General features: G+C 70.5%; 12 protein-coding genes and 1 riboswitch. All 12 genes read left to right on the top strand.

The window, feature by feature from the left end; translation table 11 throughout:
- Positions 1-55 precede the first annotated feature (55 nt).
- The 12 genes from JOC24_RS26120 (at position 56) to JOC24_RS26065 (ending at position 13,286) form a co-directional block, all read left to right on the top strand.
- Entirely contained in the window at positions 56-706 is a 651-nt protein-coding gene (locus JOC24_RS26120; RefSeq protein ID WP_205022843.1) for a hypothetical protein, read from the top strand.
- Positions 703-2,259 (top strand): serine/threonine-protein kinase, encoded by a 1,557-nt coding sequence (locus tag JOC24_RS26115; RefSeq protein ID WP_205022842.1) that lies wholly within the window; start codon positions 703-705, stop codon positions 2,257-2,259. The genes JOC24_RS26120 and JOC24_RS26115 overlap by 4 nt, the downstream gene beginning before the upstream one ends.
- A 171-nt stretch (positions 2,260-2,430) precedes the next feature.
- Positions 2,431-3,087 carry a SurA N-terminal domain-containing protein gene (locus JOC24_RS26110; RefSeq protein ID WP_205022841.1) on the top strand — a complete coding sequence of 219 codons (657 nt, stop codon included), beginning with the start codon at positions 2,431-2,433 and terminating at the stop codon, positions 3,085-3,087.
- A gap of 29 nt (positions 3,088-3,116) precedes the next feature.
- A complete protein-coding gene (locus JOC24_RS26105) occupies positions 3,117-4,103 on the top strand; it encodes a nucleoside triphosphate pyrophosphohydrolase (protein ID WP_205022840.1) in 987 nt (328 codons plus the stop codon).
- Entirely contained in the window at positions 4,100-5,395 is a 1,296-nt protein-coding gene (locus JOC24_RS26100) for a cytochrome P450 family protein (protein WP_205022839.1), read from the top strand. The genes JOC24_RS26105 and JOC24_RS26100 overlap by 4 nt, the downstream gene beginning before the upstream one ends.
- A gap of 105 nt (positions 5,396-5,500) precedes the next feature.
- Entirely contained in the window at positions 5,501-6,502 is a 1,002-nt protein-coding gene (locus tag JOC24_RS26095) for a LysM peptidoglycan-binding domain-containing protein (RefSeq protein WP_205022838.1), read from the top strand.
- A 290-nt stretch (positions 6,503-6,792) separates the two neighbouring features.
- Positions 6,793-6,964, top strand: a riboswitch (cyclic di-AMP (ydaO/yuaA leader).
- Positions 6,965-7,657 carry a LysM peptidoglycan-binding domain-containing protein gene (locus tag JOC24_RS26090; RefSeq protein ID WP_205022837.1) on the top strand — a complete coding sequence of 231 codons (693 nt, stop codon included), beginning with the start codon at positions 6,965-6,967 and terminating at the stop codon, positions 7,655-7,657.
- Between the two features lie 313 nt (positions 7,658-7,970).
- Positions 7,971-9,257, top strand: coding sequence for a phosphopyruvate hydratase (gene eno / locus JOC24_RS26085; protein ID WP_014155837.1), 1,287 nt, complete (start codon positions 7,971-7,973; stop codon positions 9,255-9,257).
- 93 nt (positions 9,258-9,350) lie between these two features.
- The gene (locus JOC24_RS26080) at positions 9,351-9,821 is read left to right on the top strand and encodes an FtsB family cell division protein (RefSeq protein ID WP_205022836.1); all 471 of its coding nucleotides are present in this window, start codon (positions 9,351-9,353) and stop codon (positions 9,819-9,821) included.
- A gap of 94 nt (positions 9,822-9,915) precedes the next feature.
- Positions 9,916-10,458, top strand: a complete 543-nt coding sequence (locus JOC24_RS26075; protein WP_205022893.1) for a DUF501 domain-containing protein — start codon at positions 9,916-9,918, stop codon at positions 10,456-10,458.
- Positions 10,459-10,492: 34 nt separating this feature from the next.
- A complete protein-coding gene (locus JOC24_RS26070) occupies positions 10,493-11,434 on the top strand; it encodes a Ppx/GppA phosphatase family protein (RefSeq protein ID WP_205022835.1) in 942 nt (313 codons plus the stop codon).
- Positions 11,435-11,882: 448 nt separating this feature from the next.
- Entirely contained in the window at positions 11,883-13,286 is a 1,404-nt protein-coding gene (locus tag JOC24_RS26065; protein WP_205022834.1) for an NAD(P)/FAD-dependent oxidoreductase, read from the top strand.
- Positions 13,287-13,297 lie beyond the last annotated feature (11 nt).

The raw sequence follows: 13,297 nt of genomic DNA, 5'->3' as shown, positions 1-13,297 counted from the left end.
TGTCGGTGTATACGCTCACTGCACACGTCCGATCCACGCCCTCCGGGAGCAGCACATGCACGGCTACGGCTATCCGCCGGAGCAGCAGCGGCCGACGCGTCGTCCGTCCTCGTCCACGCTCGTCACGCTGCGCGTGGTCTTCGTGGCGCTCACCCTGCTGAGCTGTGGATTCCTCGCCTGGGCGGCCATGCTGCGACTGGCGATCGTCACCCGTAAGCAGCGCGACTGGTGGCTGTTCGGCCTCGTGCTGGCGCTGAACGCCGGACTGGTCGCCTACCTCGGCTCGCTGCCACCGGAGGAGGAGACGATGACGGACGGGCAGGCGATCATCATGCTGTCCTGGATGCTGGTCGTCTTCGTCGGCACGGTCACCTACTACCTGTACACGGAGATACGGCACTTCGGCCCGTACGGCGTTCCGCAGGGGAGTTCCTACGCGGGGCCGTACGCGGGTCCGTACGCAGGGCAGCACCCGGCGGCGTTCCCGTCCCCCGGGTACGCCTCGGGCCGGACCGCGACCCCGGCGCCCCCGTCCTACGGTTACCCGCCCGCCCCGCAGCGGAGTCCCGCTGCCACACCACCCCCGTCCTCCGCACCGGGCCCTGCCACGCCGGCCGCTCCCGCCGCCCCCCAGCGCCTCGACCAGGTGCGTGCCGAGCTCGACGAGTTGAGCGACTACCTCCGTAAGGAGGGGGACAGCAGGTGAACGGACGTGTCATCGCCGGTCGTTACGAGCTGGCGACGATTCTCGGCCAGGGAGGCATGGGGCAGGTCTGGACGGCGTACGACCAGCGCCTCGACCGCAGGGTCGCGGTGAAGCTCCTGCGCCCCGACCGGGTCGCCGGCCCCTCCGACAGTGTGGCCGCGGAGGATCTGCGCCGCCGGTTCGTCCGTGAGTGCAGGGTCACCGCACAGGTCGACCACCCGGGCCTGGTCACCGTGCACGACGCGGGGAGCGACGGCGACGACCTCTACCTCGTCATGCAGTACGTCGAGGGCGCCGACCTCGCCGACCACCTCGCCGAGCACGACCCCTATCCGTGGCCCTGGGCCGTGGCGATCGCCGCCCAGCTGTGCGCGGTGCTTTCCGCGGTCCACGCCGTGCCGATCGTCCACCGCGACCTCAAGCCGCGTAACGCGATGGTGAAACCCGACGGCACCCTCACGGTGCTCGATCTCGGCATCGCCTCCGTCATGGACACCGACACCACCCGCCTGACGCACACGGGGTCACCCATCGGTTCACCGGCCTACATGGCTCCCGAGCAGGCGATGGGCGGCGCCGTCGGCCCCTACACCGACCTGTACGCCCTCGGTGTCCTGCTGCACGAACTGCTCAGCGGGAACGTGCCGTTCGCCGGGTCCACCGCCCTGGGCGTCCTGCACCGCCACCTCTACGAGCCGCCCCTCCCGGTCCGTCATCTCAGGCCCGAGGTCCCCGAGGCACTCGAAGCACTCGTCCTGCGGCTGCTCTCCAAGGATCCGCAGGACCGCCCCGCCTCCGCCCAGGAGGTCTACGAGTCGCTGCGGCCCCTGCTGCCCGCGGGCGGAACACCGTCCGGGCCCCTCGACCCGACCCGCCCCTTCCTCCGCCCACAGGCGCCCTGGCCCGACCGGGCGACGGTCCCGGCGCCGGCGCCCGTCCCCGCCCAGCAGGCACCCGCCCCGGCCCAGCAGCCGCCGTCCCGGCCGAACGTCGCGCAGGCCGTCGACGACGTGAAGCGGCTGCTCGGCGAGGGCCGCATCACCCAGGCCGTCGACATCCTCGGGGGAATCCTGCCCGCCGCCGCCCAGGAGCACGGCGAGCACTCACCGGTCGTACGGATCCTGCGCAAGCAGTACGCGGCCACGCTGATGGACGACGGCCAGTACCGCCGCGCTCTCCCCGAGCTCCGCCGCCTCGCCGACGACCGTGCGGCGGCAGCCGGCCCCGCCGACTCCCAGACCCTGCAGTTCCGTTACGACGCCGCGCTGTGCCTGGAGCAGCTCGGCGAGGCGGCCGCCGCGCTCGCCGAGTACCGCGCCGTCCTCCCCTACTACGACAACGGCTACGCGACCTCCGTGGGCCCCGGCCGGGCCTTCGACATCCGCCACCGGATCGGCCACCTCCTGCTGGGCGTGGGCGACCACACGGCGGGCCGCGCACAGTTGCAGGCCCTTCTCCACGACACGGAGCGCACCTACGGTCCGCACCACCCGCTCCCCACCGAGCTCCGCAGGCAACTGACCCACCACCAGGACGTACGCGGCTCGATGTGAGGCCGGGGAGGGCCGAAATGGGCGAGCCGGAAGGGATTTCGTCCCGTACCCCACACTGACCCGTCCGGAAATCGTTGGTCGAAGCAGTGGCCCGAATCACGTCCACTGCCTAACATCGATCACCGCAAGGCTTTGTGCACTGATGCACAAACTCTCCCCGGGAGGCTCCCTTTGCACCGCCGTCGTCGCACCGCGCTCGCCCTTTCCGCCGCAACGCTCGTCGCGGTGCCGCTCCTGTCCGCCTGTGGCAGCGAGGCCCATCCCGGTGCCGCGGCCGTGGTCGGCGGCGACAGGATCGACGTGGCCACGGTCCAGGCGGAGGCGGCCGACGTACGCAGTGCGCAGCAGGAGTCGGAGCAGTCCGCTGAACTGGTGGCGAAGTCGGGCCAGCTGAACCGGGTCAAGCTGTCCGGCCTGATCTTCGGGCGGGTCCTGGACCGGGCCGCGAAGGACGCAGGGGTGAGCGTCAGCCGCAAGGAGGTCCAGCAGATCCGCAGTGACGCCTCCGCGCAGTCCGGAGGCGACGAGGGAGTGCGGACGCTGATGCTGGAGCAGCGCTGGGTGGCGCCCGGCCAGATCGAGGCGAGCCTGCGCCAGGAGGTACAGCTCCAGAAGCTGGCCCGGGCGCTCGGTGCCGACCTGCAGAGCCCCGCAGGGGTGAAGGCCGTGGGGCAGTCCCTCACCGAGGCGTCGAAGGCGCTCCGCATCGACGTCAACCCGCGCTACGGCAGCTGGGACAACCAGAAGGTCCAGCTCAGCACGTACAAGGCCCCGTGGATCACCCAGGTCACCCCCGTGCGGGGCCAGGACCCCGAGGCCGGCGCCTGACCCGGCCCCTCCACGGGTAGGTTCGGGGTGTGAACGCTGAAGACCCCGGTCGTATCGTCCTGCTCACCGCCAGCCACCGGGTCGCTCCCGGTCTGCTGTCCTGGCCCGCGTGGCAGACGCTGCACGCCGCCGACCGGGTGCTGTGCGCCGAGCGGGACCATCCGCAGCTGCCCTATCTGGGGGAGGCGGGGGTCGTCGTCGACCACACCGCGCCGTCGGCCGAGGAACTGGTGGACGACTGCGCGGGCGGCCGCACCGTGGTGGTGCTGGTGGGCGGCGAGGGAAACCAGCCGCTCACCGACGGCCTGGCCCGGCTCGGTGGTTCGGGCCGGGTGCAGATGCCGGACCTGGAGCTGCTGCCCGGTTCGTACGACCTGCCCGGCGCCCGGCTCCTGGACCTGGTCCAGGTCATGGACCGGATCAGGCGCGAATGCCCGTGGACCTCGCAGAAGACACACAGGAGCCTCGCGAAGTACGCCATCGAGGAGGCGTACGAACTGGTCGAGGCCATCGAGGACGGCGACCGCGGGGAACTGCGCGAGGAGCTCGGCGACGTCCTGCTCCAGGTCGTCTTCCACGCGCGCATCGCGCAGGAGGACCAGGAGGAGCCGTTCGGCATCGACGACGTCGCGGCCACGATCGTCGAGAAGCTGATCCACCGGCATCCCCACGTGTTCGGCGACGAGACCGCCGAGACCCCGGAGGACGTCCACGCGCACTGGCTGCGGACGAAGGCGATCGAGAAGCAGCGCGAATCGGTCACCGACGGGGTGCCGCTCGGCCAGCCCGGCCTGGCACTGGCGGCCAAGCTCGGAAGCCGGGCCCGCGCCGCGGACCTCGACGCCGCGCTCCCCGAGGGCGACGGGGTGGGGTACCGCCTGCTCGCCCTCGCCGTACGGGCCGAACAGGACGGCACCGACCCGGAGGCCGCCCTGCGGGCCGCCGCCCGCGCCTACCGGGACGCGATCCGGGCGGCGGAGGGGCTCGGTACCACTCCGGATAGCGTCGAGGAGTGAACGACAGCCCCGACACGTCCTCCGCGCCCGACGCAGCGCCCGAACTCTTCACCTGGGAGTTCGCCACCGACCCCTACCCGGCCTACGCGTGGCTCCGCGAGCACAGCCCGGTGCACCGCACGGCGCTGCCCAGCGGCGTCGAGGCCTGGCTGGTGACCCGGTACGCCGATGCCAGACAGGCACTCGCGGACACCCGGCTCTCCAAGAACCCCGCCCACCACGCGGGGTCCGCGAACGCCAAGGGCCGGACGGGCATTCCGGGGGAGCGTCAGGCGGAGCTGATGACGCATCTGCTGAACATCGATCCACCGGACCACACCCGGCTGCGCCGGCTCGTGTCCAAGGCGTTCACCCCGCGCCGGGTCGCGGAGTTCGCGCCGCGCGTGCAGGAACTCACGGACCGCCTCATCGACAGTTTCATCGAGGAGGGGAAGGCGGACCTCATCCACGACTTCGCCTTCCCGCTCCCCATCTACGCGATCTGCGACCTGCTGGGTGTACCGCGCGAGGACCAGGACGACTTCCGCGACTGGGCGGGCATGATGATCCGGCACGGCGGGGGGCCGCGCGGCGGGGTCGCCAGGTCGGTCAAGAAGATGCGCGGCTATCTCGCCGAACTCATCCACCGCAAGAGGGAGAACCCCGGCGACGACCTGATCTCGGGACTGATCCGGGCGAGCGACCACGGCGAGCACCTCAGCGAGAACGAGGCCGCGGCCATGGCCTTCATCCTCCTGTTCGCCGGTTTCGAGACGACGGTGAATCTCATCGGCAACGGCACCTACGCCCTGCTGCGCAACCCGCCCCAGCGCGAACGCCTGGAGCGCTCCCTGGCGGCGGGGGAGACGGATCTGCTCGCGACGGGCATCGAGGAGTTGCTGCGCTACGACGGCCCGGTGGAGCTCGCGACCTGGCGCTACGCCACCGAGCCCGTGTCCTTGGGGGGACAGGACATCGCGGTGGGGGACCCCGTTCTCGTGGTGCTGGCCGCCGCCGATCGTGATCCGGAGAGATTCCAGGATGCGGACACCCTGGATCTCGCCAGGAGTGACAACCAGCACCTCGGCTACGGCCACGGCATCCACTACTGCGTGGGTGCGCCGCTGGCCCGGCTGGAGGGCCGGGTGGCGCTGGCGACACTGCTGCGGCGCCTCCCCGACCTGCGGCTCGCTGCGGAACCTGCCGATTTGCGATGGCGCGGCGGGCTCATCATGCGCGGACTGCGCACGCTTCCGGTGGAGTTCGGTCCGGGACGCCCGGACGAAAAAGGTGACAGCCTGTCAACTCTGTGACTTTCGCGTGATCTCCGCTGCATCGACTTGTGACACACGTTCGAGTAGGGCTAGGTTCACCGTTCGACTCACCCGTCACATGTCAGTCACACGGAAGGCAATCCCATGGGCTCCGCGAACGGCAGACACCGTCGCCCTCGTCAGGCACCCGCCATCGTCGTCGCCGCAGGCGTCACGGGGTCGGCCATCGCCATCCCGCTGCTCGGAGCGGGCGGCGCGCAGGCCACAGAGGCCACGACCTGGGACCGGGTCGCCGAATGCGAGAGCGGTGGCATGTGGAGTGCCGACCTCGGCAACGGCTACTACGGCGGCCTGCAGTTCTCGCAGGAGACGTGGTCGGCCTACGGCGGTACGGCGTACGCGTCCCGCGCGGACCTGGCCAGCCGCTCGCAGCAGATAGCGGTCGCGGAGAAGGTGCTGGACGACAAGGGGCCGCAGGCGTGGGCCAGTTGCGCGGTGATCTCCGGGCTCGCCCTGGACGGCGCGCTGCCGGGTGTCGATCCGGGCGACGAGACGTCGGCGGAGCCCTCCGAAACGGCTACCGAGACCCCCTCCTCCGAGGCGTCGGATCCGGCCGGATCGACGGACGACGCGGACTCGAAGGACGACGCGAACCCGAAGGGCGAGTCCAAGGGCAAGGCCACCGGCGACACGGCGGACGCGAGCGACGACGCGGGCAGCACCGACGCGGCGCCGTCCGCCACTCCGTCCCCCGAGGCGTCCGAGGCGTCCGGGGCGTCCGGCGCGGCGAAGGGCGGCGCCTCGAAGGGTGACAAGGCCAAGGGCGGGAAGCACCGCGGCACCCCGGCTCCGGAGGCGAGTGCCGGGACGGACCTGGAGGACGGGCGCGAGTCCGGCCGGCACGCGTCGCGCGGCGACTCCGAGGCGCGCCAGGGAGCCGAGGGGACGTACACCGTCCGCACGGGCGACAACCTCTGGGCGATCGCGGACTCGCAGGAGCTCCCCGGTGGCTGGACCGCGCTCTACGAGGCCAACAAGGGTGAGCTGGGTTCCGACCCGGACCTGATCCTTCCCGGCCAGAGCCTGGACCTCGGCCTCGGGGCGGATGCCCCCGCCGCCCAGGCGGAGACCGCCGCCGCCAACTGATCAAAAGCGGGAAAACGCCCCGAATGCAGGGGCAGTTCAGAGGCCTATGTCCACTTATGCGTAAGTGAGACATGGGTCTCTTTGCTTCAACTGGCGCGCCTGGTCCGCCCGATCCGTCCATATTGGCTCCGACCTGCGAAAACGCGCACAAGTCCCGGACCGTTACGCGCTGATTAGCCGTTATGTCCATCTTTGAATGTGGGGGTTGCGTGTGTTTACGGTCGGAGCCGCTCGCACCGCGGGCACCTTCGACCGTCACGCCGAATCCTGCCGTCGGACGAAGGGGACCGACGCGTAAAGCGCCGTAGGCAGGAGCGGGGGACCCAGGTAAGCGCCGGACCCGGTCGTCGAGAGACGGGCGAAGGGACGGCTAGGGGTGAAGATGTCCGCGGGAGCGGGCGTCCGGGCAACTCACAGGCCCGAACCCGACAGCTCACCTCGTAGGCGTCGGTGAGGAGAACCATGCTGCTTTCCAGCAAGGGCAAGCACCGTCGCCCGTCCAAGGCCGTCCGCATCGCGACCCTGGCCGGCGTCACCGGTGCCGCCGTGGCCGTACCGCTCATGGGAGCGACCGGCGCCTCGGCCGCCTCCGTCGAGACCTGGGACGCCGTCGCCCAGTGCGAGTCCGGCGGCAACTGGTCCATCAACACCGGCAACGGCTACTACGGCGGCCTGCAGTTCTCGCAGTCCAGCTGGGCGGCCGCCGGCGGCACGCAGTACGCCGCCCGCGCCGACCTGGCCAGCAAGGACCAGCAGATAGCCGCCGCCGAGAAGCTCCTCGACCTGCAGGGCCCCGGTGCCTGGGCCTGCGCCGGTGCCGGCGGCCTGACGAACGACGGCGTGGACCCGGGTGTCGACACCGGCTCGGAGAAGAACGGCGACACGGCCCCGCAGGCCGCGCCGGAGCGCAAGGCCGAGCAGCCCACCACGCGCAGTGAGAAGCGCACGGCTCCCAAGGAGACGGTCACCACCCCGACCGGCGACAAGGTCGAGAAGGGTGACGGTGAGTACAAGGTCAAGTCCGGCGACACCCTCAGCAAGATCGCTGACGCGAAGAAGGTCAAGGGCGGCTGGGAGAAGCTGTTCGAGCTGAACGACGACATCGTCGACGAGGCCGACCTGATCTTCCCGGGTCAGCAGCTCCACCTGAAGTAGTCCGGGGTCGTTTCCTCCTCCCGCCCCGGAGGCCCGGCCCGGCGTGCTGACCCCCCGCACGCCGGGCCGGAGTCGTGTCCGGACCCCGCGGTCGAGTGCGCGGCAGGCTCGCCGGCGGGGGGTGAGCGTTCAACTGTTGTGGTTACTTGCCAGTAAGATTCTGCTGCTTCGCCCGTTATGCAGGTCCTTGGGTCCTTTTTCGTCCCAGGTGACGGGCGGACGGCCGACGGAGCGGGCCGAGCCGGTTAGGCTCGTGGCGCAAGGCCACAGTGACCCTGCACAACCAGTGTCAGATCCCAGAAGGAGATGCCTCGTGCCGTCCATCGACGTCGTCGTAGCCAGGGAAATCCTCGACTCCCGGGGCAACCCCACGGTCGAGGTCGAGGTTGGCCTCGACGACGGCAGCACGGGACGTGCTGCTGTTCCGTCCGGCGCCTCCACCGGTGCGTTCGAGGCCATTGAGCTTCGCGACGGTGACCCCAACCGCTACCAGGGCAAGGGCGTCGAGAAGGCCGTCCTCGCCGTGATCGAGCAGATCGGCCCGGAGCTCGTCGGCTACGACGCCACCGAGCAGCGCCTCATCGACCAGGCGATGTTCGACCTGGACGCGACCGAGAACAAGGGCTCCCTCGGCGCCAACGCCATCCTCGGTGTCTCGCTGGCCGTGGCGCACGCCGCGTCCGAGGCCTCCGACCTCCCGCTGTTCCGCTACCTCGGCGGCCCGAACGCGCACCTGCTGCCCGTTCCGATGATGAACATCCTGAACGGCGGCTCGCACGCCGACTCCAACGTGGACATCCAGGAGTTCATGATCGCGCCGATCGGCGCCGAGTCGTTCTCCGAGGCCCTGCGCTGGGGTGCGGAGATCTACCACACGCTGAAGAAGGTCCTGAAGACCAAGGGCCTGTCCACCGGTCTCGGTGACGAGGGCGGCTTCGCCCCCAACCTCGAGTCCAACCGCGCCGCCCTCGACCTCATCCTCGAGGCCGTCAAGGAGGCCGGTTACGTCCCGGGCCGCGACATCGCGCTCGCGCTCGACGTCGCCGCGTCCGAGTTCTACAAGGACGGCGTCTACGAGTTCGAGGGCAAGTCCCGCTCGGCCGCCGAGATGACCGAGTACTACGAGGAGCTCGTCTCCGCTTACCCGCTGGTCTCCATCGAGGACCCGCTGTACGAGGACGACTGGGCGGGCTGGAAGGTCATCACCGACAAGCTCGGCTCCAAGGTGCAGATCGTCGGTGACGACCTGTTCGTCACCAACCCCGAGCGCCTCGCCCGCGGCATCGAGGAGGGCTCGGCCAACGCCCTGCTCGTCAAGGTCAACCAGATCGGTTCGCTGACCGAGACCCTGGACGCCGTCGAGCTGGCCCAGCGCAACGGCTTCAAGTGCATGATGTCCCACCGCTCGGGCGAGACCGAGGACGTCACCATCGCCGACCTCGCCGTCGCGGTGAACTGCGGTCAGATCAAGACCGGTGCACCGGCCCGCTCGGACCGCGTCGCCAAGTACAACCAGCTGCTGCGCATCGAGGAGATCCTCGACGACGCCGCGGTGTACGCCGGGCGTTCGGCGTTCCCGCGGTTCCGCTTCGAGGGCTGACGGCCCGAGTCCGGAGCACAGCCTCCGTCCGTCCCCGCATCCGGTCCCGTACCGTGTGCGGGGACGGACGTGCGTAACGGGGAGGCGTGAGACATGGCCGGGAAGGACCGCGACCGGTTCTCCACCGCGACCAGGCTGCGACTGCTCGGTGAGCAGACGGCGGCCCGCGTCTACCGGTCCCAGAACCGCCGTCAGGCTCGTCGCTCCCGGCTCACCGGCCGGGCCGCGTTCCTCGCTCTGATCGTCTGCTCCCTGGTGGTCGCCCTCGCGTACCCCATGCGGCAGTACGTCTCCCAGCGCGACCAGATCGCGGAACAGGAGAGGCTGTCGCAGGAGGCCCGCGAGCGGACCGAGGAGCTGCGGGACGAGAAGGCGCGGCTCAAGGACGACGCGTACATCCGCCGTCTCGCGCGCCAGCACCTGCACTACGTGCTGCCCGGCGAGACCGGCTATACGGTGGTCGACCCGGACGCGGCCGAGGTGCGCCGGGGTGAGCCGGGGGCGACGGGGCGGCCCTGGCACTCGAACCTCTGGGACGGCGTCGACAGCGCCGACCGCGAATGACCCCCTCCCCGCAGCGGTCCGGGATCCGGCGCACCCGCAGTGCTCCGTTCCCGAACCGATTCATACAGTCCGACCGATGACATTCAAGGCAGGCATGGACACGCCCCCTCCGCAGACCGAATCCACCACGCCGACCGACGCGGACATCGCCGCGTTCGAGCTCCAGCTCGGCCGGCCGCCGCGCGGGCTTCGCGCCATCGCGCACCGCTGCCCGTGCGGCAACCCGGACGTGGTCGAGACGCAGCCCCGTCTGGAGGACGGCACGCCGTTCCCGACGACGTACTACCTGACCTGCCCGCGTGCCGCGTCCGCGATCGGCACGCTGGAGGCCAACGGGGTCATGAAGGAGATGACCGAGCGGCTCACGACGGATCCGGAGCTGGCCGCCGCCTACCGCGCCGCGCACGAGGACTACGTCGCGCGCCGCGACGCCATCGAGGTGCTTGAGGGCTTCCCGAGCGCGGGCGGCATGCCGGACCGCGTCAAGTGCCTGCACGTCCTGGTCGGCCACTCGCTGGCCGCCGGCCCCGGGGTGAACCCGCTGGGCGACGAGGCGATCGCGATGCTGCCGGAGTGGTGGGCCAAGGGGCCGTGCGTCACCCCGTGCGGCTCCGACGCCGGACCCGACGCGTCCTGACCCCGCGCGGAACACGTACAACCACAGGAGCCCCATGACCCGCGTTGCCGCCATCGACTGCGGTACCAACTCCATCCGCCTGCTCGTCGCGGACGTGGACCCCGCCGGAGGTGGCTTCACCGAGCTCGACCGCCGGATGCGGATCGTCCGGCTCGGCCAGGGCGTCGACCGGACCGGCCGGCTGGCCCCCGAGGCGCTCGAGCGCACCTTCGAGGCCTGCCGTGAGTACGCGGCCGCGATCGAGGAGCTCGGAGCCGAGCGGATCCGGTTCGTCGCCACGTCCGCCTCCCGCGACGCGGAGAACAGCGACACCTTCGTCCGGGGGGTCCTGGACATCCTGGGCGTCGAGCCGGAGGTCATCACGGGCGACCAGGAGGCGCAGCTCTCCTTCGACGGCGCCACGAAGGAACTGGTGGGCAGCGACCACCTGGAGAAGCCGTACCTCGTCGTGGACATCGGCGGCGGCTCCACCGAGTTCGTCGTCGGTGACGACCGTGTCCGCGCCGCCCGGTCCGTGGACATGGGCTGCGTACGCATGACCGAGCGTCACCTGGTCCAGGACGGGGTGGTCGTGGACCCGCCCACGCCCGAGCGGATCGCCGCGATACGTGCGGACATCGGCGCCGCCCTGGACCTGGCCGAGGCGACCGTGCCGATCTCCTCGGCCGCGACGCTCGTCGGCCTCGCCGGGACGGTCACGACCGTGGCCGCGATCGCGCTCGGGCTGGAGGAGTACGACACCGAGGCGATCCACCACTCCAGGGTCTCGCTCGAGCTGGTCCGGGAGATCACCGAACGGCTGCTCGCCTCGACGCACGAGGAGCGCGCGGCGATCCCCGCGATGCACCCGGGCCGGATCGACGTGATCGCGTCCGGCGCCCTCGTCCTGCTCGCCGTGATGGAACGGTCGGGGGCCCGTGAGGTCGTCGTCAGCGAGCACGACATCCTCGACGGGATCGCCTGGTCGACCGCCTGATCACAGCGCGGTCGGGGCGCGGTGAGACGTCGCTCAAACGCATTCCCGCCTGCACCTTTGAGCCCGCGCAAGGCCCCTCCGGACCCGTTCGGAGGGGCCTTGCGCGAGACGCCGCGGCGAACTTCGTGAACTTCTTCACAAGGAATTCGGCCCCACCGGGCGAAGTTCTGCCTCCGAGGGGCCGTGCGGGACGCCCGCGGCTGCGCGCGAGGGGGGCGCCGGGGCGTTTCGGGGGTGTGGCGGGGACGTGTCCCGGGACGGTGGTTCGTCCCGGATGGCTGCTCAAGGGCCAGCTCACAAGTGGTGAACAACGTTCGCCAGGGGTTCGTGGTTCCCCACTCGGACCATGACCTCGGTCACGCGGGCGGCGAAGTGTAGCAGAGGGCGGCGGATACCTTGTGAAGGGGCTCACGAGCATGCCCCCCGAGGGGGGTGGATACTCGATGGCATGAGCACCACGGAGCGTCCCAGGATCCTCGTTGTAGGCGGTGGGTACGTAGGCCTGTACGCAGCTCGTCGCATTCTGAAGAAGATGCGGTATGGAGAGGCGACCGTCACGGTCGTCGACCCGCGCTCGTACATGACGTACCAGCCCTTCCTCCCCGAAGCTGCTGCCGGCAGCATCTCGCCTCGGCATGTCGTCGTCCCGCTGCGACGCGTGCTGCCCAAGGCAGAGGTTCTCACCGGCCGTGTCACGACCATCGACCAGGACCGCAAGGTCGCCACGGTCGCGCCGCTCGTCGGCGAGGCCTACGAGCTGCCCTTCGACTACCTGGTCATCGCGATGGGCGCGGTCTCCCGTACCTTCCCGATCCCCGGCCTCGCCGAGCAGGGCATCGGTATGAAGGGCATCGAGGAGTCCATCGGTCTGCGCAACCACGTCCTCGAGCAGCTGGACAAGGCCGACTCGACGACCGATGAGGACGTCCGCCGCAAGGCGCTGACGTTCGTCTTCGTGGGCGGCGGCTTCGCCGGTGCGGAGACCATCGGTGAGGTCGAGGACATGGCGCGCGACGCGGCCAAGTACTACACGAGCGTGAAGCGCGAGGACATGCGCTTCATCCTGGTCGACGCCGCCGACAAGATCCTTCCCGAGGTCGGCCCGAAGCTGGGCGCGTACGGCAAGGAGCACCTGGAGAGCCGTGGTGTCGAGGTCTACCTCTCGACCTCCATGGACTCCTGCGTCGACGGCCACGTGGTGCTGAAGAACGGCCTCGAGGTCGACTCCAGCACGATCGTGTGGACGGCCGGCGTGAAGCCGAACCCGGCGCTGGCCCGCTTCGGCCTGCCGCTCGGCCCGCGTGGTCACGTGGACACCTCCGAGAAGCTCCAGGTGCAGGGCACCGACTACATCTGGGCCGCGGGCGACAACGCCCAGGTGCCGGACATGGTCGGCCGCCGCGCCGGCAACCCGAACGCCTGGTGCCCGCCCAACGCCCAGCACGCGCTGCGTCAGGCCAAGGTCCTCGGTGACAACGTCATCTCCGGCATGCGGGGCTTCCCGCAGAAGGAGTACAGCCACGCCAACAAGGGTGCGGTCGCCGGTCTCGGCCTGCACAAGGGCGTCGCGATGATCGTCATGGGCAAGGTGAAGATCAAGGTCAAGGGCCGTCTCGCCTGGTACATGCACCGCGGCTACCACGGCATGGCCATGCCGACCTGGAACCGCAAGATCCGGATCTTCGCCGACTGGACGCTGGCGATGTTCCTGAAGCGCGAGGTCGTCTCGCTCGGCGCCATGGAGACTCCGCGCGAGGAGTTCTACGAGGCCGCCAAGCCGAGCCCCGCGCCCGTCGCGGCCATGGCCGACGGCGACAAGAGCAAGTCCGGCGAGAAGGCGAGCGCCTCCTAGCGCCTGTACGT

Origin of the sequence: Streptomyces sp. HB132, from assembly GCF_016909575.1 — a bacterium.
In the GTDB taxonomy this organism is placed as follows: Bacteria; Actinomycetota; Actinomycetes; order Streptomycetales; family Streptomycetaceae; genus Streptomyces.
The sequence above is the reverse complement of the archived record's forward strand: the minus strand, read 5'-3'. Positions and strand labels throughout refer to the sequence as shown.